This is a genomic window from Curtobacterium sp. 9128 (assembly GCF_007673775.1).
GTDB lineage: Bacteria > Actinomycetota > Actinomycetes > Actinomycetales > Microbacteriaceae > Curtobacterium.
The window spans coordinates 269,266-289,958 of sequence record NZ_VEAF01000005.1 but is presented as its reverse complement, the minus strand read 5'-3'; the positions used below and the strand labels follow the sequence as shown (position 1 = coordinate 289,958).

The 20,693-nt window shown below is 71.4% G+C and carries 18 protein-coding genes; 12 read left to right on the top strand and 6 right to left on the bottom strand.

What is annotated here, in order from left to right:
* Window positions 1–40: 40 nt before the first annotated feature.
* Window positions 41–691, top strand: a complete 651-nt coding sequence (locus FS641_RS12815; protein ID WP_144764370.1) for a spermidine/putrescine ABC transporter substrate-binding protein — start codon at window positions 41–43, stop codon at window positions 689–691.
* Between the two features lie 353 nt (window positions 692–1,044).
* Here FS641_RS12815 and FS641_RS12810 read toward each other — a convergent pair whose 3' ends face one another.
* Window positions 1,045–2,049, bottom strand: coding sequence for a LacI family DNA-binding transcriptional regulator (locus FS641_RS12810; protein WP_260855814.1), 1,005 nt, complete (start codon window positions 2,047–2,049; stop codon window positions 1,045–1,047).
* A gap of 5 nt (window positions 2,050–2,054) precedes the next feature.
* A complete protein-coding gene (locus FS641_RS12805) occupies window positions 2,055–2,537 on the bottom strand; it encodes a DUF3054 domain-containing protein (protein ID WP_144764366.1) in 483 nt (160 codons plus the stop codon).
* Window positions 2,538–3,031: 494 nt separating this feature from the next.
* Here FS641_RS12805 and FS641_RS12800 point away from each other — a divergent pair, with 494 nt between their 5' ends.
* From FS641_RS12800 to FS641_RS12755, 10 genes are all read left to right on the top strand, one after another.
* Window positions 3,032–3,595: a hypothetical protein gene (locus tag FS641_RS12800; RefSeq protein ID WP_144764364.1), complete on the top strand. Its 564-nt coding sequence runs from the start codon at window positions 3,032–3,034 to the stop codon at window positions 3,593–3,595.
* Between the two features lie 376 nt (window positions 3,596–3,971).
* A complete protein-coding gene (locus tag FS641_RS12795) occupies window positions 3,972–5,144 on the top strand; it encodes an extracellular solute-binding protein (protein ID WP_144764362.1) in 1,173 nt (390 codons plus the stop codon).
* Window positions 5,141–6,214 (top strand): ABC transporter permease, encoded by a 1,074-nt coding sequence (locus FS641_RS12790; protein WP_144764360.1) that lies wholly within the window; start codon window positions 5,141–5,143, stop codon window positions 6,212–6,214. The genes FS641_RS12795 and FS641_RS12790 overlap by 4 nt, the downstream gene beginning before the upstream one ends.
* Window positions 6,211–7,023: an ABC transporter permease gene (locus tag FS641_RS12785; protein ID WP_144764358.1), complete on the top strand. Its 813-nt coding sequence runs from the start codon at window positions 6,211–6,213 to the stop codon at window positions 7,021–7,023. The genes FS641_RS12790 and FS641_RS12785 overlap by 4 nt, the downstream gene beginning before the upstream one ends.
* 20 nt (window positions 7,024–7,043) lie before the next feature.
* Window positions 7,044–8,138, top strand: coding sequence for an ABC transporter ATP-binding protein (locus FS641_RS12780; protein WP_260855813.1), 1,095 nt, complete (start codon window positions 7,044–7,046; stop codon window positions 8,136–8,138).
* Window positions 8,135–9,712, top strand: a complete 1,578-nt coding sequence (locus FS641_RS12775) for an inositol monophosphatase family protein (RefSeq protein ID WP_144764353.1) — start codon at window positions 8,135–8,137, stop codon at window positions 9,710–9,712. The genes FS641_RS12780 and FS641_RS12775 overlap by 4 nt, the downstream gene beginning before the upstream one ends.
* Before the next feature lie 160 nt (window positions 9,713–9,872).
* A complete protein-coding gene (locus FS641_RS12770) occupies window positions 9,873–10,655 on the top strand; it encodes a hypothetical protein (RefSeq protein WP_144764351.1) in 783 nt (260 codons plus the stop codon).
* A gap of 54 nt (window positions 10,656–10,709) precedes the next feature.
* On the top strand, window positions 10,710–11,711 hold the full coding sequence (locus tag FS641_RS12765) for an ATP-binding cassette domain-containing protein (RefSeq protein WP_144764349.1): 1,002 nt from the start codon (window positions 10,710–10,712) through the stop codon (window positions 11,709–11,711).
* The gene (locus FS641_RS12760) at window positions 11,708–12,556 is read left to right on the top strand and encodes an ABC transporter permease (RefSeq protein WP_144764347.1); all 849 of its coding nucleotides are present in this window, start codon (window positions 11,708–11,710) and stop codon (window positions 12,554–12,556) included. The genes FS641_RS12765 and FS641_RS12760 overlap by 4 nt, the downstream gene beginning before the upstream one ends.
* A gap of 105 nt (window positions 12,557–12,661) precedes the next feature.
* Window positions 12,662–14,644: an amino acid transporter gene (locus FS641_RS12755; RefSeq protein WP_144764345.1), complete on the top strand. Its 1,983-nt coding sequence runs from the start codon at window positions 12,662–12,664 to the stop codon at window positions 14,642–14,644.
* A gap of 124 nt (window positions 14,645–14,768) precedes the next feature.
* On the opposite strand, the gene FS641_RS12750 is transcribed toward FS641_RS12755, so the two are convergent.
* Window positions 14,769–16,454, bottom strand: a complete 1,686-nt coding sequence (locus FS641_RS12750) for a long-chain-fatty-acid--CoA ligase (RefSeq protein WP_144764343.1) — start codon at window positions 16,452–16,454, stop codon at window positions 14,769–14,771.
* Between the two features lie 70 nt (window positions 16,455–16,524).
* Between FS641_RS12750 and FS641_RS12745 the strand changes: the two genes are divergently transcribed.
* Complete coding sequence (locus FS641_RS12745; RefSeq protein ID WP_144764341.1) at window positions 16,525–17,451, top strand: oxygenase MpaB family protein; 927 nt, start codon at window positions 16,525–16,527, stop codon at window positions 17,449–17,451.
* Window positions 17,452–17,572: 121 nt separating this feature from the next.
* Here FS641_RS12745 and FS641_RS12740 read toward each other — a convergent pair whose 3' ends face one another.
* The 3 genes from FS641_RS12740 to FS641_RS12730 form a co-directional block, all read right to left on the bottom strand.
* Entirely contained in the window at window positions 17,573–18,556 is a 984-nt protein-coding gene (locus tag FS641_RS12740; protein WP_144764621.1) for an aldo/keto reductase, read from the bottom strand.
* A gap of 11 nt (window positions 18,557–18,567) precedes the next feature.
* The gene (locus FS641_RS12735; RefSeq protein WP_144764339.1) at window positions 18,568–19,134 is read right to left on the bottom strand and encodes a TIGR03086 family metal-binding protein; all 567 of its coding nucleotides are present in this window, start codon (window positions 19,132–19,134) and stop codon (window positions 18,568–18,570) included.
* 893 nt (window positions 19,135–20,027) lie between these two features.
* Complete coding sequence (locus tag FS641_RS12730) at window positions 20,028–20,588, bottom strand: YceI family protein (RefSeq protein WP_144764337.1); 561 nt, start codon at window positions 20,586–20,588, stop codon at window positions 20,028–20,030.
* Between the last annotated feature and the right edge of the window lie 105 nt (window positions 20,589–20,693).

The following is a 20,693-nucleotide window of genomic DNA, read 5'->3' as shown; positions in this document are numbered from 1 at the left end:
GGCGGGGGCGATCCGGGCCTCCCGTCCGTATCGTGGTGGCATGGACGGCATCGACGGGCGTGTGCGGAACGCCGTCGACGTGTGGCTGCGGTGGCTGCCGCGGTGGCAGATCGGCACCGCCCGCCCGCGCACGCGGATCTGCCGGAAGTGCACCGGGTCGCCGATCGCCAGCGCGGCCGGGTTCGGACCCGACGTGCCGCACCCGGTGCAGCACGCGTTGATCGGTCGGATCTCCACGATCATCGACGACGCCGTGGACGACTACACGGCGAAGAACCTCCCGCTCCTGCAGCGCGAGCTCGATCGTCTGGCCGCGCGGAAGCAGCACGCCGGGTACCAGCCGGCCGAGGGGCTGTCGCCGGAGTTCCAGGGGCTCGACGTCGACCCGCAGCCGCAGGAGGGTGCGCCGTTCCTCTTCACGCTCGGCGAGCTCGCCGGTACCGGGGCGTCGACGGACGCGGCCCCGCGTGAGCCGCTCTCCGAGGAGGCGAAGGCCGCACTCCGACACGAGATCGAGCTGTCCGACGAGTGCGCTCGGTCCACCGGGACGGCGGTGTGCCTCGCGCTGATCGACCACCGGCCGCGGATCGCGGAGGCCGTGGAGCGCCTGGTCGAGCCGCAGATCGAGGCCCTCGTGTCGGACATGTTCCGCGGGCTGGACGGGGACGGGCCGCGCGGCGGGCTGTTCTGACGCGGGGCGCGGTGCGGGGCCGCGGGCGCGGCGTGCGGCGGGGCGGGGTGCGGTGCGGCGTGCGGGCGCGGCGTGCGGCGGGGCGGCGCCGCGGGCCGACGGCGCACCGTGCGCCGTTGGAGGCTCGTGCGCCGTTGGTCGCTCAGTGCGTCGTTACAGGCTCGCACCAGGCGCGGAACGCCGCACCGGGTGCTGAACTCGCACGGTGCGCGGACGTCGAGGGCCGCACGGGGAAGCCTGCGGCGCACCGTGCGGAGTTCGGCGGGCGCGGCTCTGCGCGCGGCCTGCGCTCGGGGGCACGGTGCGGGATTCGGCGGGCCGGCGGTGTGCGTTCGGGGAGCACGGTGCGCGGTTCAGCGGCGGCGGAGTGTGCGACCGGGGAGCACCGTGCCGCGGAGGGATCGATGCTCCACCGTCCGGGAGGGATCGTCGATGCGCCCGATGACGAGGTCGATCGCCTCGCGGCCGATGCGCTCGACGGGCTGTTGCAACGTGCTGAAGCCGATCCAGTCGCTCGCGAGCGGGTAGACGCCGTCGAACCCGGTCACCGAGACGTCGCTCGGAATGTCGACACCGAGGTCGTCGAGGGCATCGCAGAGGTCGAGCATCATCCGGTCGGTCGGGCACATCACAGCGGTCGCACCGGACTCCCGCATCATCTCGACGACGTCGGCGGCGATGTCGGCAGCCGGGCGGACGAAGCTGGCGTCGATGTCCACGGCGTTCGCCCCGCGCATACGGATCCTCGCCGTCATGGCGACGGAGCGCGCGTGCTGCGTGATCGCGTCGGCGCGCGGGACGCTCAGGACGACGACGTCTCGATGCCCGGCATCGACGACCGCGTCGGCGATCTGGTGGCCGCCGTCGACCTCGTCGCAGTAGACGCTCGAGAGCGCCGGGTGCAGCTCCGGACGTCCTGCGACCACGGTCGCGATCCTCGGTGCGAACTCCGCGATGTCCGCGGCGGGGAGCAGGCCGCTGCACACGACGAGCCCGTCGACGCGCATCGAGACGAGCGCGGCGAGTGCGGACTTCTCGTCCTCGACCCGTCCCACGCCCGTGGTCGTCACCACTCGGTACCCCAGTTCGGAGGCTCGTTGCTCCATCACCGCGTGCAGTGCGGTGTACAGCATGGAAGACGCGTCACGGACGAGCATGCCGATCGTGTGGGTCCGACCACTCACGAGCCCGCGCGCCATCGCGTTCGCCACGTAGCCGAGCTCGGCCGCGGCGCGTTCCACCCGTTCGCGGGTCTCGTCCGAGAAACGGCCGGTGCCCGACAGCACGCGGCTGACTGCTGACTTGGACACCCCGGCACGGGCTGCGACGTCCAGGATCGTCGGTTGTGCGCCTCCCACGCGGTTCACGTACCGGGCGTGACGCCCGGACTCGACGACGGATCCGCAGCGGGGTCGCCTGCCGTCGCGTCTCCGAGAGCCGGAGCGTCAGCCCTCCGCCGCCGGGCGACCGACCGGATGACCACACGGGCGACGGCGCGCCAACCGAGCAGGAACACGCCGAGCACGATCGTGGCGACGATGACGAAGGAGATGGGCAGCGGGTTGCCATCGACCACGCCCTGTCCCGTCGCGACGCGGATCGCCATCCCGACGAACACGGTCAGGATCCAGGCGACGACGCCCGTCGGCCACGTTCGGAGCGGACGCGCCCACGCTCCGCTGGTGACGTAGGCGATGGCCCAGCCAGCGAGGAACGGGTAGGCCGTGGTCCAGAGCGCGCCGACGGAGTTCGCCTCACCGTGTGAGGAGCGCCCGATGAGCGCGAACACGACGATGAGCACGACGTCGATGAGGGCGGCGAGCCAGCCCCAGGTCCGATCGGTCACAGGTCCATTCTCGCAGCACGATTCCTCCACAGGTGTCCGCTCGGCATTGTCAGTGCACCGACCGTCGTCGCACCACGCGGCGGCGGCAGTGCGATCACGAGGATCGCCGCATGGAACGAATCAGCCTCGCACCTGTCCCACACGTCCCGGTCTTCCGTACCTCCGCGCACCGCCCGGACGAATCCGACCAGATCCGACGACGGGCATCGACCGGCGAGCTGACGCGGATCGGCCGGGGACTCTACGTCGGGACCGCCGAGTGGACACCGCTCCGTCCTCACGAGCGACATCGGGTCCGTGTCGGAGCCGTCGCGGAGCGGATCCGCTCCCATCAAGTCGTCTCGCACGTGTCAGCGGCGGTCGTCCTCGCCGTGCCCCTGCTCGCTGATCCGCCGGATCGTGTCCACCTCACGACGCCCGGAACCGATCGCCGGACGACGAACGCCACGTTCATCGTGCATGCCGACCTGGATCCGCGCGGAGAGCGCACCACCGTGAACACGCCCGACGGCCTCCGGACATCAGGACCCGTGCGCGTCGCCGCCGACCTCGCCCTGACGCTGCCACTGCCGGGTGCCGTGGTCGCGCTCGACGACCTCGTGCGACGCGGTGTCGACCGTGCCGCCGTCCGGCGTTCCGTCGAACGGCGCGGACCCAAGGGGCGACGACGGGCGCTCCGTGCCATCGAGCTCGCCGATCCGCTGTCGGATTCGCCGGGGGAGTCGTTCGCCCGCGTTCGGTTCGACCAGTTCGGCACGGAGCGACCCGTTCTGCAGCACCGGTTCCAGGAGTCGGGACAGCCGGACATCGTCGTGGACTTCTGGTTCCCCGCCGCGGGCGTCGTCGTCGAGTTCGACGGTGCGGTCAAGTACCGCGATGCCGGCATGCGCGGAGGGCGATCGCCGGAGGACGTCGTCATCGACGAGAAGCGCCGCGAGGACCGTCTCCGAGCGATGCCGGGAGTCCGTCGGGTCGTCCGCCTGACCTGGGCGGACCTCATGGACGAGAACCGGTTGCGGGCCCTGCTCCGTCGTGCGGGCATCGCGATGACCCGGTGACCTGACGCCACGGTCGCAACCGCGCACCGTGCGGAAACGGCAGCTGCGTGTGCGGCGGGCACGGTGCGGGGTTGACGCCCCGTGCGCGGACGGTCGCATGGTGCAGGTTCGATGCCGGGCACGGGGCGACCAAGCGCGCACGGCGTGGGGAAGGGCGCACCGTGCGGACCTCGCGCCGCCGCGTGCGCCCCGTACCCCCCGCAGCGCGCGCCCGCACGGTCCCAGCGCCCGCCCGCACCACCCCCCCGCGGGCGAATTCACCCGGGCGGCACGCCCTCGGCACCGTGCGTTCACCGCGGTCCGGCACAGTCATCCCCGATGCGGGAACGTTCCCGCACAGTATCCCGAACCCCCACAGACCAGGGAGACCTCCGCCGTGAAGACCCGAGCCCTCGCCGGACTGGCGATCGCCGCAGCCGCCACCGTCGCGCTGTCCGGCTGCGTCCAGAGCGCCAACGCCTCGAGCGACAGCAACAGCGACAGCACCAGCAGCAGCGACGGCAGCACCAGCCTCACCGTGTTCATCAGCGGCGACACCAACGTCCAGGACCTCTGGGACAAGTCGCTCATCCCCGCATTCGAGAAGCAGCACCCGGAGATCGCCGTCCACACGAGCATCGACCTGCACGGTGAGCACGACGCCCAGACGCAGGCGAACCTGGCCACCGCGGTCAAGGCCGGGAAGACCGTCGGGTACGACCTGGTCGACGCCGGCTTCGTGACCACGGCGGGCAAGGCCGGCCTCATGACGAAGGTCAGCGACAGCGCGATCCCGAACCTCGCCGCGGTCCCCACCGCGACGAAGCAGCAGGGCGGCGACAGCGCCATCCCGTACCGTGCCTCGAGCGTGCTCCTCGCCTACGACGCGAAGAAGGTGACGAACGCGCCGAAGACCCTCGACGACCTGCTCGCCTGGATCAAGGAGCACCCGGGACAGTTCGCGTACAACTCCCCGTCCTCGGGCGGGTCGGGCGGCTCGTTCGTCATGACGGTCCTCGCGAAGTACCTGTCGAAGAGCGACCAGACGACGATGCAGACGACGTACGACAAGTCGCTCGAGTCGAAGTGGGACAAGGGCTTCGCGACGCTGCAGGACCTCGGCCCGTCGATGTACCAGAAGGGCGTCTACCCGAACGGCAACGACCAGGTCCTGCAGCTGCTCGGCTCCGGCCAGATCGCCATGGCCCCGGTGTGGAGCGACCAGTTCATCACCGCGCAGAAGTCGGGCACGATCGGTCACGACGTCCGGTTCACCCAGATCACGGACCCGACGTTCACCGGCAGCGCCAGCTACCTCGGCATCCCGAAGACGGAACCCGCGGCGAAGAAGAAGGCCGCCGAGGAACTGGCCGACTTCGTCCTCTCGTCCAAGGGGCAGCAGCTCGTCGCCGAGGCCGTCTCCGGGTACCCGGTCATCCCGCTCGACGCGCTGCCGAAGAGCGTGTCCGAGCAGTTCTCCGAGGCCGACCCGTCGAAGCTGCGCCTCGGGTTCCAGAGCCAGTTCGCCGCCGACATGAACGCGGCCTGGGACGCGAAGGTGCCCCGGTGACGCGGGCCGTCCACGACGGCCCGGCGCTCGACCGGGAGGCCCGTGGCGACACCGCCGCGGGCCTCCCGCCCGCGGTCGCCACGGTCGAGGACCCGCGGCCAACGGCCGCCGCAAGGCGGCGGCCGGGCGGCCCCACCGCCGCGAGGCGGCTGCTGGGCGCCCGCACCGCCCAGCAGCGCACCGAGCGCCGCCGGAGCGCGCTGGGCATCGCCCTCGTCGCCGCCCCCGTGCTCGTCGTCGTGCTCTTCGTCGGGGTGCCGGTCGTCAACGCCGCACTGTTCAGTCTCGGGTTCACCGGCGGGCTCAACCAGGCCCTCGCGGACATCGGCGGCGACACCGTGGACGGGTTCTCGTTCGCGGTGTACGGCACGTTGCTCAGCACGCCGACCTTCCTGCGCGACCTCGGCGCCACCATCGGCGTCACGCTCGCGTCGACGGGGCTCACGGTCGGACTCGCGGTCGTCGTCGCGGTCGTCCTCCGGCTCCGCGGTGGCTTCCTCGGCTCCGCGCTCAGTGTCCTCGCGGTCGTCCCGATCTTCGTGCCGGTCGTCATCGCGAGCTGGTCCGTCCTGACCTTCACCGACGCGCAGGGGTTCCTGCGGAGCGCCGCGGCCCAGGTGGGCATCGACTTCCCGGTCTGGGGCTACACCCTCGTCGCCGTCGTGTTCGGCAGCGTCTGGACCAGCCTGCCGTTCGCGGTCCTCATGATCGCCGGCGCACTCCAGGGCACCCCGGACGCGCTGATCGAGGCGGCGCGGGACGCCGGCGCGAGCACCTGGCGCGTGGTGTGGCAGGTGCTGCTGCCGATGGCCGCGACACCGATCGTCATCGCGACGACGTTCACCGTCATCGGGGTCCTCGGCTCGTTCACCGTGCCGTACTTCACCGGCCCGAACGCCCCCACGATGCTCGGCGTCGACATCTCCAAGTACTTCCAGGCGTACAACCGCCCGCAGCAGTCGACCGCGATGGCCTTCATCGTGTTCGCCTTCGCCGCGGCGGCCAGCGTCCTCTACCTCCGGTCGACCGTGCGCTCGAACGCGCGGGAGCTCGGGAAGGGACAGCCATGACGCGACGGCTCCTCGGCACCGGCCTGGTCTGGGCCACCGCGGTCGTGCTCGCCGTCTTCATCACGGGCCCGCTGCTGTGGTTGGCGGTCCGGGCGTTCGCGACCAGCTGGACGTACCCGGACCTGCTGCCCGACGGCTGGACCCTCCGGTGGTGGGGGACCGTCTTCGCGGACCCGTCCCTCGCCGTCGCCGTCCAGAACTCGCTCGTCCTCGCCCCGCTCACCGTCCTCATCGCCGCAGTCGTCTGCCTGCCGGCCGCGTGGGCGATCAGCCGGATCGAGTTCCCCGGGCGCCGCGTGGTCCTGGTCGGGCTGTTCGCCACGAACGCCTTCCCGAAGATGGGTCTCTTCGTCACGATGTCCGCGATGTTCACCGCGCTGAACCTGATGAACACCGTCACCGGGATCCTCATCGTGCACGTGCTCGGCTGCGTCGTCTTCATGACGTGGCTCCCCGCTGCGGCGTTCTCGGCGGTGCCGCGCTCCCTCGAGGAGGCCGCCCGCGACGCAGGGGCCTCACGGTGGCGCACCTTCTGGGCGGTGACGTTCCCCATCGCCTGGCCGGGCATCCTCGTCGCGATGGTGATGTCCTTCCTGGCGTCGTTCGACGAGGCCCAGGGCACGTACCTCGTCGGCGCACCGACGTACATGACCATGCCGACGGCGATGTACTCCCTGGTCCTCAACTCGCCGCGGCAGGTCTCGGCCGTGTTCGCGATCGCGCTGAGCATCCCGTCCGTGGTGCTGATGACCCTCGCGCGGAAGCACATCATGGGCGGCCGCCTCGCGGACGGCTTCCAGATCCGATGACCACCACGAAAGGCGACCCGATGACGGACGCACCCACCGTCGCGAACCCCGCGCCGAGCCTCCAGGCCGACCGAACGGCTGACCGAACGGCCGACCGACGAGCCGCCGCACCGACTGGCGGACTCGCACTGCGGGGCCTCCGGAAGACCCTCGGCGGCCGCGACGTCGTCGACGGCATCGACCTCGACGTGGCGAAGGGCGAGCTCGTCTCGCTCCTCGGACCGTCGGGATGCGGCAAGACCACCACGCTCCGGATGGTGGCCGGCTTCCTGCCGGTCGACGGCGGCAGCGTGACGATGGGAGGCGGCGACGTGACGGCCCTCGGTCCGGAGCGCCGCCCGAGCGCGATGGTGTTCCAGAACTACGCGCTGTGGCCGCACATGACGGTGACGCAGAACGTGGCGTTCCCGCTCCGCACCCGACGGGTGTCGAAGCAGCGGACGGCCGAGCGGGTCCGCGACGCCCTCGAACTCGTCGGACTGACGCACCACGCGGGCTCCAAGCCGACGACGATCTCCGGCGGTGAGCAGCAGCGGGTCGCCCTCGCCCGGGCGATCGTGCAGGAGCCGAACGTCCTGCTGCTCGACGAACCGCTGTCGAACCTCGACGCGAAGCTCCGCGTCAGCGTCCGCGACGAGATCCGCCGGATCCAGCAGCGGCTCGGGATCACGACGGTCATCGTCACGCACGACCAGGACGAGGCGCTCAGCGTCTCCGACCGCATCGCCGTGATGCACGACGGCCGCATCGAGCAGGTCGCTGCGCCGGGCGATCTGTACGCCCGGCCCGCCACCCGCTTCGTCGCGTCCTTCATCGGGGCGACGAGCACCGTGCGCGGCGCGTTCCTGGCCGACGTCCGTGCACCGTTCACCGACGGTGACGAGGTCCTCGTCCGGCCGGAGGAGGTCACCCTGGCCGACGACGGCCCGGTCGTCGCGACCGTCGTCCGCGTGCTCATGCGCGGCCACTTCGCCGAGGTGGTGCTCGCGGCAGGCGACGCCGAACTGCGGTCCTTCGTGACCGGTGCGCCGCCCGCCGTCGGCAGCACCACCGGTGTCCGGCTCGGGTCGGTCCTGGTCTACCGTGACGGCGTGCTGGTGGAGGCGACCCGATGAGCACCGAGACCCTGCCGGCTTCCGGGCCGGCCACCGACGGTGAGCACGGCGTGCACGTGCCCCGCCTCGTCGCCCACCGCGGGGCGCCGCGGGTCCGCCGCGAGAACACCCTGCCGGCCGTCGCGGTCGCCGAGGCGCTCGGAGCGGACACGATCGAGATCGACGTCCGCCGGACGTCCGACGGGGTCGCCGTGCTGCTGCACGACGAGACCCTCGGCCGCATGTGGGGCGACGCACGACGGGTGTCCGAGGTGGCCTGGTGCGACGTCGCCCGGCTCGGCAACGGACTCGACCGGATCCCACGCCTCGACGCCGTGCTGGAACGACTCGACGGCTGTCGGGCGGTCCTGCTGATCGACCTCACCGACCCGGAGGACGCCCTCGTCGCGGCGGCGACGGTCGCGGGGTCCGACAGCACCGTCACGGTCGCCTGGTGCGGGCTCCCGGAGGCGATGGCGGTGGTGCGCTCGGTGCTGCCGGACGCCGACGCGTGGCTCGCCTGGGAGTCGCTCGAGCCGCCCACCCCCGCCGACCTCGCGGCGCTCCGGCCCTCGACGCTGAACCTCGACGTCGCGTTCCTCACCCCACGTACGATCCGGGCGGCGCACGAACTCGGGCTCCAGGTCTCGGTGTGGACCGTGGACGACCCGGAACCGGCGCTCTGGGCGGCGCGTCTCGGCGTCGACTCCGTGACGACGAACGACCTCGCGACGATCCGGGCCGCACTCGCCGCCGCCGAACGCGACGGCTGGCCCGAGCCGGACCGCGAGCCCACCGAGACCGAGGTCGCCTCGCGGGCACAGGCACTGGCGCACCGGATCGCGCACGAGGTCATCGCGTTCACCCGTGAGCACCCGGTCGGCTCGGTCGCGACGAAGGCGCACCCGGCCGACCTCGTCACCGACGTCGACCGACTCGTCGAGCAGCACGTCCGTGGTCGGGTCCGAGCGGCGTTCCCCACGCACGGCTTCACCGGCGAGGAGTACGGCGACGCCCCTGGCGACCGGCACCGCTGGTACCTCGACCCGGTCGACGGCACGACGAACCTGGCGAACGGCGTGCCCTGGACGAGCATGTCGCTCTGCCTCACCCGCGGCGGACGCCCGGTCGTCGGCGTCGTCGCGGACCCGTGGCGCGGCGAGGTCCTCGAGGCCCGGCGTGGCCGCGGTGCCGTGAACCGCGACCGGCAGCTCCGCCTCGACGACACCCCGCGTTCGCTCGTCGGCGCCGTGGTCGGCACCGAGCTCGACGGGCACGTGCCCTGGCCCGGGTTCGGCGCGTTCCTCGACGCGCTCGCGAGTCGGTCGTGCACGCTCCGGGTGCAGGGATCGGGCACGCTGACGATCGCGCAGGTCGCCGCCGGACGCGGGATCGGCGGATGCGTGTCGTCGTTCGACCCGGTCGACCACGGCGCCGCGGTGCTGCTCGTGCACGAGGCCGGGGGCGTGGTCATGACGGAGAGCGGCCCCGTGACCGGGTTCCCGGAGCGTGGTGCGCCGTTCCTGGTCGCCCACCCCGGAGCCGCGGACGAGCTGTACGCGGTGTGGACGGGGGCGCTCCGCGCCGGCCGCTGACGCGCCGGACGGGAGGCCCGGTGCCGGGCCGGTCCGTGCCTCCAGTCCGCTGTCTGGTCGCGTTCACCGCATTCTGTGCGGGCACACAGACGGCGTTCGTCCTGCGTCCCTACTGTGGCAACTCCACGGGCACCGTGTCCGTACCGAAGGAGCGTTCGTCATGGGATTCCTCGACCGTCTGCTCGGCCGCGAGGACCGATCGCAGCAGCAGGGCTGGGGTGCGCCGCAGCAGCCGCAGCAGCCGACCTGGGGTCAGCCGCAGCAGCAGGGCTACCAGTACGGCCAGCAGTCCTACCAGGCAGCACCCGGTACCGGCGTGCCGGTCGTCGGCGGTCCGGGCGCTGCACCGGTCGGCGGTGTCCGCTCCGAGGACGAGCAGGCCGTCGAGCGCTACCGCTACCTGCTGCGGACGGCACCGCCGGAGCGCATCGAGGAGGTCCACGCCGAAGCGTTCGAGCGCCTCACCCCGGAGCAGCGCCGGATGGTCTACGACGAGTTCACCCGGACCGCGCCCGACGGTGAGGCTCCGCGTGGGGACGACCCCCGCTCGCTGGCCCAGGCCGCCACACGCTCCGAGTTCCGACAGCCCGGGTTCATGGAGCGTTCGCTGGGCGGGATGAACGGCCGCGGCGGCATGGGCGGCGGCTTCGGCGGACGCCAGGGGCCGTCGTTCGGCGGCATGCTCGGCGCCTCCCTCCTCGGCACGGTCGCCGGGTACGTGATCGGCTCGACGCTCATGAGCGCGTTCCTGCCGGACCCGTCCGGCTTCGACGGTGGCACCGACGCCGCGGGCGACGGCGGATCGGGGGATGCGGGTGACGGTGGTTCGGGGGACACTGGTGCCGAGAACGCGTCGTGGGACGACGGCGGCGGCTCCGACTTCGGAGGCGGCGGCGGCTTCGACGACCTCGGCGGCGACTTCGGTGGCGGATTCGACATCTGACACCTGGTCGGCGCCGGACCCCTCCGGATCGCAGGCGTGACGCAAGGGAGCGGCATGGCCATCATCGAAGCCTCCGGGCTGACCAAGACCTACCGATCGAAGTCGGGGCCGGTGCACGCGCTGGCCGGCCTCGACCTGTCGGTGCCGGAGGGGACCGTCACGGCCCTCCTCGGCCCGAACGGCGCGGGCAAGACCACCACGGTCAAGGTGCTCACCACCCTCGTCGTGCCGGACAGCGGCACCGCGTCCATCGCCGGCGTCGACGTGGTGCGGGACCCGCAGGCGACGCGCCGCTCGATCGGCGTGTCCGGGCAGTACGCCGCCGTCGACGAGAACCTCACCGGGTTCGAGAACCTCGAGATGATCGGGCGGTTGTACCACCTCGGTGGTCGCGCCTCCCGCGCCCGGGCCCGGGAGCTCATCGACGTGTTCGGTCTCACCGAGGCCGGCGACCGACCCGTCAAGGGCTTCTCCGGCGGCATGCGACGGCGCATCGACCTCGCCGGTGCGCTCGTGATGAACCCGAGCGTGCTGTTCCTCGACGAACCGACGACCGGGCTCGACCCGCGCAGCCGACTCGCGCTGTGGGCGATCATCGAGCGGCTCGTGGCCGACGGCGCGACCGTGCTGCTCACCACCCAGTACCTGGAGGAGGCGGACCGGCTCGCCGACGACATCGCCGTGATCGACGACGGCCGGGTGATCGCCGAGGGCACCGCCGACGAGCTCAAGGCCCAGGTCGGCGGACACCGGGTCGTGGTCACCCTGGTGGACGAGGCCGACGGGGACGCGGCGGTCACGGTCCTCCGACGCCACGGCCTCGGCGCGGTCGAGACCTCCGGGGACGGGCGGACGCACGCGATCGCCGTCGCTGCCGGCCCCGGGGCGCTGCAGCGCGTGCTCACCGACCTCGGTGCCGCCGGCATCGGCCTCCACGACGCCGGGATGCGGCGGCCGACGCTCGACGACGTCTTCCTCCGCCTCACCGGTCACGCAGCCACCGAGGACGAGATCGACGACGTGCCGACCCCGGAACGACAGGCGGCGTCGCGATGACCGCCGTGGTCACGACCCCGGGGCGGCAGCTGCCGGTCGTCGTCACCTCGCCGGTCGCGGTGTGGTTCGAGGACGGCTGGACCGTCACCAAACGCAACCTGACCAAGCTGAAGCGCTCCCCGGACATGCTCGTGTTCGCGGTGCTCCAGCCGATCATGTTCGTGCTGCTGTTCAGCCAGGTCTACGGCGGCGCCATCAGCGTGCAGGGCACCGACTACACGCAGTTCCTGATGGCCGGGATCTTCGCCCAGACCGTCGTGTTCGGCGCGACGTTCTCCGGATCGGCGATGGCGCAGGACCTCAAGGAGGGCCTGATCGACCGGTTCCGGACGCTCCCGATGTCGTCCTCGGCGGTCCTGGTCGGACGCACGAACAGCGACCTCGTGCTCAACACGATCTCGATGGTCATCATGATGGGCACCGGGCTCGCCGTCGGCTGGCGCGTCGAGTCGTCGCCGCCGGAGTTCCTGGCCGGCGTCGCGCTGCTCCTGCTCTTCAGCTACGCCTTCAGCTGGGTGATGGCGCTGCTCGGGATGAGCGTGAAGACGCCGGAGGTCATCAACAACGCCTCGTTCATGATCCTGTTCCCGCTGACGTTCGTCTCGAACGCCTTCGTCCCGAGTGACACGCTGCCGCTGGTGCTGCGGGTCTTCGCGGAGTGGAACCCGGTGTCGTCCCTCGTGCAGGCCGCCCGCGGGCTCTTCGGCAACGTCGGCTCCGCCCCCGTGCCCGACATCTGGACGATGCAGCACCCCGTCGTCACGGTGCTCCTCGGCATCGCGGTGATGCTCGTCGTCTTCGTGCCGTGGGCGGTGAACAAGTACACGCGGATCAGCACGACGTAGCGGGTGCTCCGCGGGAGCGTCGCCCGGTGCGCACGGCGGCACCCGGACGGCTTACGATCGACTCCAGTTCGTCGGGTGGCCGACGTCCAGGCAGCGAGAGGGCCCATGACCGCGACAGACGCCGAGCGCACCGACCCGGTGGTGCGCGCGCCCGCTCCGCGACGGAACGCCGGCCTCCGGCAGTGGATGCTCCAGGGCTCCGACCGTGGCGCCGACCACCAGGGCCCGCACCAGGTCGAGGTGGAGAAGACCCACTCGTGGTGGCGCGTGATGTGCCTGACCGGCGTCGACTACTTCTCCACGCTCGGGTACCAGCCCGCCATCGCTGCGCTCGCCGCCGGACTGCTCTCGCCGATCGCGACGATCGTGCTCGTGCTCGTCACGCTGTTCGGCGCGCTGCCGGTCTACCGGCGGGTGGCGCAGGACAGCTTCCGGGGCGCCGGCTCCATCATGATGCTCGAGAAGCTCCTGCCCTGGTGGGCCGGCAAGCTCTTCGTGCTCGTGCTGCTCGGGTTCGCCGTCACGGACTTCATGATCACGATGACGCTCTCGGCGGCGGACGCCACCGCGCACATCGCGGAGAACCCGTACACGCCGCACTGGTTCACCGAGATCCCGGTCCCGCTCACGCTCGCCCTGCTCCTCCTGCTCGGGGTCGTGTTCCTCCGCGGCTTCAAGGAGGCGATCGGCATCGCGGTCGGGCTCGTCGCGGTCTACCTCGTGCTGAACGCCGTCGTGGTCGTGGTCGCCCTCTGGCACGTCTTCGAGCACCCCATGGTCGCCAGCGACTGGTGGAGCGGCCTCACCGCGCAGCACAGCAACCCGCTCGTCATGGTCGGGATCGCGCTCGTCGTCTTCCCGAAGCTCGCGCTCGGACTGTCCGGCTTCGAGACCGGGGTCGCCGTCATGCCCCAGGTGACCGGCGACGCCGCCGACGCGACGAGCGCCAGGCCCGAGGGCCGGATCCGCGGCACGAAGCGGCTGCTCACCGTGGCCGCGATCATCATGAGCTCGTTCCTCATCACGTCGTCGATCGTCACGACGTTCCTCATCCCGCAGCGCGAGTTCCAGCCGGGCGGCGGCGCCAACGGCCGTGCGCTGGCGTACCTGGCGCACCAGTACCTCGGCGGCGGGTTCGGCACCGTCTACGACTTCTCGACGGTCGCCATCCTGTGGTTCGCCGGTGCGAGTGCGATGGCGGGGTTGCTCAACCTCGTGCCGCGGTTCCTGCCGCGGTACGGCATGGCACCGCAGTGGGCCAGGGCGACCCGGCCGCTCGTGATCATCTTCACGCTCATCGCGTTCCTCATCACGATCGTCTTCCAGGCGAACGTCGACGCGCAGGGCGGTGCGTACGCCACCGGCGTGCTGGTCCTCATCACGAGCGCTGCCGTCGCGGTGACGCTGTCGGCCCGACGGAAGCAGCAGAAGAAGCGCACGATCGGCTTCGGCATCATCGCCGTCGTGTTCGTCTACACGACGATCGCGAACGTCATCGAGCGCCCGGACGGCGTGCGGATCGCCGCGATCTTCATCATCGCGATCGTGGTCGTGTCCCTGGTCTCCCGCGTCCGGCGGTCGTTCGAGCTCCGAGCCTCGTCGATCGAGCTCGACGCCACGGCGCGGCAGTTCGTCGAGGCCGACGCCGACCAGTTCAGCGCCGTCTGCATCATCGCGAACGAGCCGGGAGCCGGCACCGCCGCCGCGTACCGGTCCAAGGGACGGGAGGAACGGCGCGACTCCGGCATCCCGGCGCGGGTGCCGACGATGTTCCTCGAGGTGCTCCCGGCCGACTCGTCCGACTTCGAGGAGGACCTGGTCGTCGAGGGGCACGTCGTGCACGGCTTCCGCGTGCTCCGCGTGCGGTCGGGCAACGTGCCGAACACGATCGCGTCGACGCTCCTGGCGATCCGGGACATCGCGGGTGTGGTCCCGAGCATCTACTTCGAGTGGAACGAGGGCAGCCCGATCCGCAACGCGATCCGGTTCGTCTTCACGGGGGTGGGCGACGTCGCGCCGGTCACGCGGGAGGTGCTGCGCGAGGCGGAGCCGGAGGTCAACCGGCGGCCGAGCGTGCACGTGTCCTGAGGGCGCGGTCGGCGCCCCTGTCGACTCGGAACGACACCGTCGGCGCCGCTGTCGACTCGGAACGACACCGTCGCTGTCGTACGACAGCGCCCCGGTCGTTCCGAGTCGACTCTGGGGGCGGGGCCTACCCGCCGACGATCTGGTCGCGCACCTTGCGCCGCAGCACCTTGCCGATCATCGAGCGCGGCAGGTCCTCCACCACGACGATCCGGCGCGGCACCTTGTACGCAGCCATGTGCTCGCGGGCGTAGGCACGCAGCGCCTCGGCGTCGAACGAGGCGGGGTCGCGCGGCACCACGGCGGCAACGACCTGCTCGTTGCCGGCCTGCGTGATCCCGACGACGGCGACCTCGCGCACACTCGGGTGCTTCACGAGCGTGTCCTCGACCTCGGTGGGGGAGACGTTGAAGCCGCCGGTGATGATGAGTTCCTTGAGCCGGTCGACGATGCGCACGAAGCCGTCCGCGTCGATCGCCACGATGTCGCCGGTCCGGAACCAGCCGTCGCCGGTGAAGACCTCGTCGGTGGCCTCGGCCTTGCCCCAGTACCCGCTGAACACCTGCGGTCCGCGGACCTGGAGTTCGCCCGGCTCGTCCACGCCGAGGACCTTCGCCGGGTCATCGGGGTCGGCCACACGGGCCTCCGTGGACGGGAACGGCAGCCCGATCGCGCCGAGTCGACGGGCGTTGGAGACCGGGTTCGCCATGATGACCGGCGAGCACTCGGACAGCCCGTACCCCTCGACCAGGTAGCCGCCGGTGCGCTCCTCCCACGGTTCGACGACGTCCTGCGACAGCGCCATCGCCCCGGAGATCCCGATCTCGATGCCCTTGAGCGAGACCTTCTTCGAGTCGGCTGCATGCTGCAGACGGGTGTAGATCGGCGGGACCGCGGGCAGGAACGTCGGCGGGTGCTTCCTCATGGCGGTGAGCACCAGGTCGGGGTCGAAGGCCGGGAAGAGCACCAGTCGCGAGGCCATGCTCATCGCGAAGGTGAGGCAGAGCGTCAGGCCGTAGGCGTGGAACATCGGCAGGATCGCGTACACGACGCTGCCGTCCCCGGGTTGGATCTGCGGGACCCAGGCGCGGGACTGCGCGGCGTTCGCGATGAGGTTCCGGTGCGTCAGGACCGCACCCTTCGGGGTCCCCATGGTGCCGGAGGTGTACTGGATGAGGGCGGTGTCCTCCGTCGCCGGCCGCGGGTGCTTCCGGGGGAGACGTCGACCGGAGACGAGGTCGTCCCACCGGGTCGTGCCACGGACCTTCGTCGTCAGCTTCGCTCGCGACTCGCGGGCCTTCGCCACCGGCAGGGTCAGTGCCAGGCGCGTGCTCCGCGGCATCGCCCGGGTCAGGTCGACGGACACGACGGCGTCGAGTCGGACGTCGGACGGGAACTCCTGCAGCGTCGCCACCGACTTGTCCCACGCGATCGCGACACGGGCTCCGTGGTCTTCGAACTGGTGCCGGAGCTCACGCGGCGTGTAGAGCGGGTTGTGCTCGACGACGATCGCTCCGAGACGGAGGACCGCGTAGAACGCCACCACGTGCTGCGGACAGTTCGGCAGCACCAGGGCGACACGGTCCCCGGCACGGACGCCGAGCCTCCGGAGTCCGTTCGCGGCGCGGAGGATCTCGTCCTCGAGTTCCCGGTAGGTGGTCTCGCGTTTGAAGAACTCGAGGGCGACCTTCTTCGGGAACCGCCTTGCCGACTGCTCGACGATGTCGAAGAGCGACCCGGTGGGCTCATCGATGTCGTGCGGCACTCCGGGGGCGTAGCTGGCAAGCCAGGGACGGGGCGTGTCGATGCTCACCCGTTCAACCTAGCGGGGCACCCGGGGGTGGGCTGGGAACCGGCCAGGTCGCAGAGCGCACCATGAGGACATGTCGTTCGTCACGGATGCACTCCGAACCCGCCTGCAGGCCACCTTCACCGGCAACGACCAGGGCTCTCCGGCGTGGGTCCACGAACTCGAGCGCGGTGACGACGCCGGGTTCTTCGGCCCTGGATCGGCGACGTGGTCGGTCCACGGCGGCAACCAGACGATCCTCGCAGGCGTCCGGGCGCTCCTCGTCCAGGCGCTCCACCCGGGAGCCCTGGCGGGCGTCGCCGACCACTCCCGCTACCGCGAGGACCCGTTCGGACGGCTGGCTGGCACGATCCGCTGGATCTACACGGTCTCGCACGGCGACACGGCCACCGCGCGGGGCGCCAGCGAGTGGGTCCTCCGCCTGCACGAGAAGGTCCGCGGCCAGTACGTCGACGGGCACGGCGTCACCCGCGACTACACCGCGAACGACCCGGACCTGGCGCGATGGGTGCACCTGGCGTTCACCGATGCCTTCCTCCGGAGCGCCGAGCGCTGGGGAGACCCCATCCCCGGTGGCGCCGACGCGTACGTGCGGGAGTGGGCGACCGCCGGCGAGCTCATGCGCGTCGAGGACCCGCCGCGCAGCGAAGCCGAACTCCGCGCCCAGATGGACGGCTACCTCGACCGCGGCGAACTCGTCGTGACGCCCCGCACCCGCGAGGTCGTCCGCTTCATCCGGAACCCACCGCTCGCCCGCATGCTGCGCCCCGGGTACCAGGCGCTCTTCCAGGGCGCGGTCACCTCGCTCGATCCCCGCCACCGGTCCATGCTCGGCCTCCGTGCGCCGGGGATCGGCCCGGTCGAGCTCCCGGCGGGACGGGTCGCGGGTCTCGTCCTCGACGGCATCGGCGGCGTGCTCGGCAACCAGACCGGGACCGAGCGTGCAGCGCTCGCGCGGATCGCGCGACTCGAGCGCGAAGCCGCGGAGCCCGCAGCCTGAGACCGCCACCGGACCGGATCGGATCGGCGCGGATCGGACGGGAGGCTCGGTGCCAGCTGGCACCGAGCCTCCCGTCCGATGGAGGCGATGGCCAGAACCGCTCGCCGGTCGGACGGGTGCGTCAGAAACCGGACGGGACGCGCGGCGTGTACGCGGACTCGAGTCGCGTCACCTCGTCGTCGGTGAGCTCGATCGCTGCGGCAGCGACGGCGTCGTCGATGTGGTGTTCCTTCGTCGCGCCGACGATCGGAGCCGAGACGGCGTGCTTGCCGGCGACCCAGGCGAGAGCGATCTGCGCCATGCTGACGCCGCGGTCCGCGGCGACGGCCTGGACGGCGCCGACGATGTGACGGTTCGCCTCCTCGTCCTGGCGGTAGAGCGTCTTGCCGAACTCGTCGGTGTCCGAGCGCGAGCCGGATCCCTGCGCGTCCCACGGGCGGGTGACGCGCCCACGGGCGAGGGGGCTCCACGGGATGACGCCGACACCCGTCGCCGCGCAGAACGGGTGCATCTCGCGCTCTTCCTCACGTTCGAGGAGGTTGTACTGGTCCTGCATCGCGACGAACTGCGTCCATCCGTGCATCTGCGCGACGTGCTGCATCTGGCCGAACTGCCACGTCCACATGCTGCTCGCGCCGATGTAGCGCGCCTTGCCGGCCTTGACGACGTCGTGGAGCGCCTCCATCGTCTCCTCGATCGGCGTGTGCGGATCGAAGCGGTGGATCTGGTAGAGGTCGACGTAGTCCGTGCCGAGCCTGGTCAGCGAGGCGTCGATCTCGTGCATGATCGCCATGCGGGAGAGTCCGGCGCCGTTCGGCCCCGGACGCATCCGGTTGAACACCTTCGTGAAGACCTGGACCTCTTCGCGCGGGGCGAGTTCCTTGAGCAGCGTCCCCGTGATCTCCTCGCTCGAGCCGGCGGAGTACACGTTGGCGGTGTCGAAGGTCGTGATGCCCCGCTCGTACGCGCGGCGGACGAAGGGACGCGCCTCGTCGATGCCGACGCTCCATGCGTGCGAGCCCTTGTCCGGGTCACCGTAGGACATCATGCCGAGGATGACGGGGCTGATCTCGAGTCCCGTGGAACCGAGTCGCGTGCTGGTCAGGGTGTCGTCGCTCATGCGTTCACCCTGGCATCGCGACCTGTGACGGCGAGCAGGCGGACCTGCAGCGGTGCGTCCTCGTCGACGCGGACCGGCGCGGCGTAGAGGCCCGTTGCCGCGAGGGACTCGATCTGCGGCTCGAAGTGATGCCAGACCGCCTTCACCAACTCCTCCGGCAGCTGTTCGTCGCTCCCCGTCGCCCGAGCGAGGTCCCAGGTGTGGATGGTGATGTCGCTGGTCTGTTCGGCGAGGTACTCGCCCGCGCTCACCACGTCGGTCGAGAGGTGCACGGGGGTGTCCTGCGGGGCGCGGTGCCACGCTTCGGTCGCCGCGCTCGCGAACCGCTCCCACGCGGCGGGGAGGTCGTCGCCGATCGGCTCGAGGTCCGCTTCGGCTTGGGCGTAGTCGCAGCCCGTGAGCAGTTTGGGGATCCAGCGTTGCTCGTCGACCACGTGGGCGACGAGGTCCCTTGTCGTCCACTCGGAGTCGGGTGTCGGCGCGTCCCAGTCCGAGACGGCAGCGACGCGGCGGCCGAACTCGGCGGCGGCGAGGGCCTGCAGTGCGACCCAGTCGGTGGCCATGGTGGTGCTCCTGTTCGTCATCGTGTGGCGTGCAACCTCCGGCGGAGAGCCCGGATTCCCCGGCGTCAGCCGCGGTCCCAACGGTACGCCCGCCGGGGGCGCCCGCGGCGGCGCTGGCCGCACCTGTGGACAGTCGCTGCCTGGGGTGGGGGTGGGAGCGGGACGTGGGCGTGGGGGTGCGCGGGCGTTCGGGACGGGATCCGGCGAGCGGGTGCCGGGGAGCGGGTGCGAGCGCGGGCGTCCCCGCCGAGCGGGCGAGATGCCGGGGAGCGGGTGCGAGCGCGGGCGTCCTCGCCGAGCGGGCGAGATGCCGGGGAGCGGGTGCGAACGCGGGCGTCCCCGCCGAGCGGGCGAGATGCCGGGGTCTGCCCGGGGCGCTACCCATGGAATCGGCCCGCTCGAGTCTGTCGTCGCGCGTGAGCACGTGGGCAGCGCGTCCCGGAAGCGGGAGCCACGTCGAGCGGGCGGAATGCCACGGGCGGGAAGCCCGTCCACTCTGCGGTTCGGCCCGTTCGCGGCGGCACCATGCGCACCGACATGGCAGGCGCCGGACTGCTCATGCTCGCGCTCTTCCGCTCGCTTCTGCGCTCGTGATGAGCAACACGTCACGACAGGTGTCGAGCGGGCAGAAACGTCCGGTGCATCGGCGTACCGACCGCGGTATCTCGCCCGCTCGCCCAGCCTGCGCCTCGCCCAGCCCGTGCATCGGCCCACCCGCGCCCCACCTTGCGTGACGCGCCACGACGAAGCGCAACTCCGGGCGGTGAGGTGCGGCGGAACGGCGGGAAGCGGCCCGAACACGACGAAGCCCCGACGCCTGCGTGGCGTCGGGGCTTGTGTGCACGTCCTGCGGTTCGGGCTCCGCAGTCAGCGTGCTCGAGTCGTCAGGAGACTCACGCGTCCTGGAGGACGAACTGCACGTCGAGGTTGATCGTGACGTCGTTGCCGAGCGTGAAGCCGCCGGCCTCGAGCGCGGCGTTCCAGTTCACGCCGAACTCGGTGCGGTCGATCTTCGTGGTCGCCTCGGCGCCGAGCTTGACCTGGCCGTAGCCGTCGGTGGTGACACCACCGAAGTCGGTCTTGAGGGTGACGTTCTTGGTCACGCCACGCAGCGAGAGCTCGCCGTCGATGAGCATGTCGTCGCCGTGCTCGCGGATCCCGCTCGACTTGAAGGTCATCTGCGGGTGCTCCTCGGCCAGGAAGAAGTCACCGGTTGCGAGGTGCTGGTCGCGCTGCTGCTGGTTCGTGTTGACGCTCGCGACGTCGATCGAGGCCTCGAGGGTGGAGTCGAGCGGGTTCTCAGCAGTGACCAGGGTGGCGTCGAAGCGCTCGAACGAACCCTTGACCTTGCTGATGGCGAGGTGGCGGACAGAGAAGGTGACCTCGGAGTGGGTCGGGTCGATCTTCCAGGTGCCGGTGCGGTAACCGGGGATGGTGTCAGCGGAGAGCGTCATGGTGGTGTCCTTCCGGGACGACGGAGTTCGTGGTTCGACACGGTCGACCGGATCACGTGATCCATGCGCCCGCATCGAAGTTGATGCTACGCCATTGTGCACCCG

Coding starts and splice junctions, on each gene's coding strand:
- FS641_RS12780 (WP_260855813.1), top strand. CDS start 7,044: ATGACGGACGCACCCACCGTCGCGAACCCCGCGCCGAGCCTCCAGGCC.
- FS641_RS12815 (WP_144764370.1), top strand. CDS start 41: ATGGACGGCATCGACGGGCGTGTGCGGAACGCCGTCGACGTGTGGCTG.
- FS641_RS12775 (WP_144764353.1), top strand. CDS start 8,135: ATGAGCACCGAGACCCTGCCGGCTTCCGGGCCGGCCACCGACGGTGAG.
- FS641_RS12745 (WP_144764341.1), top strand. CDS start 16,525: ATGTCGTTCGTCACGGATGCACTCCGAACCCGCCTGCAGGCCACCTTC.
- FS641_RS12785 (WP_144764358.1), top strand. CDS start 6,211: ATGACGCGACGGCTCCTCGGCACCGGCCTGGTCTGGGCCACCGCGGTC.
- FS641_RS12730 (WP_144764337.1), bottom strand. CDS start 20,588: ATGACGCTCTCCGCTGACACCATCCCCGGTTACCGCACCGGCACCTGG.
- FS641_RS12770 (WP_144764351.1), top strand. CDS start 9,873: ATGGGATTCCTCGACCGTCTGCTCGGCCGCGAGGACCGATCGCAGCAG.
- FS641_RS12735 (WP_144764339.1), bottom strand. CDS start 19,134: ATGGCCACCGACTGGGTCGCACTGCAGGCCCTCGCCGCCGCCGAGTTC.
- FS641_RS12755 (WP_144764345.1), top strand. CDS start 12,662: ATGACCGCGACAGACGCCGAGCGCACCGACCCGGTGGTGCGCGCGCCC.
- FS641_RS12760 (WP_144764347.1), top strand. CDS start 11,708: ATGACCGCCGTGGTCACGACCCCGGGGCGGCAGCTGCCGGTCGTCGTC.
- FS641_RS12765 (WP_144764349.1), top strand. CDS start 10,710: ATGGCCATCATCGAAGCCTCCGGGCTGACCAAGACCTACCGATCGAAG.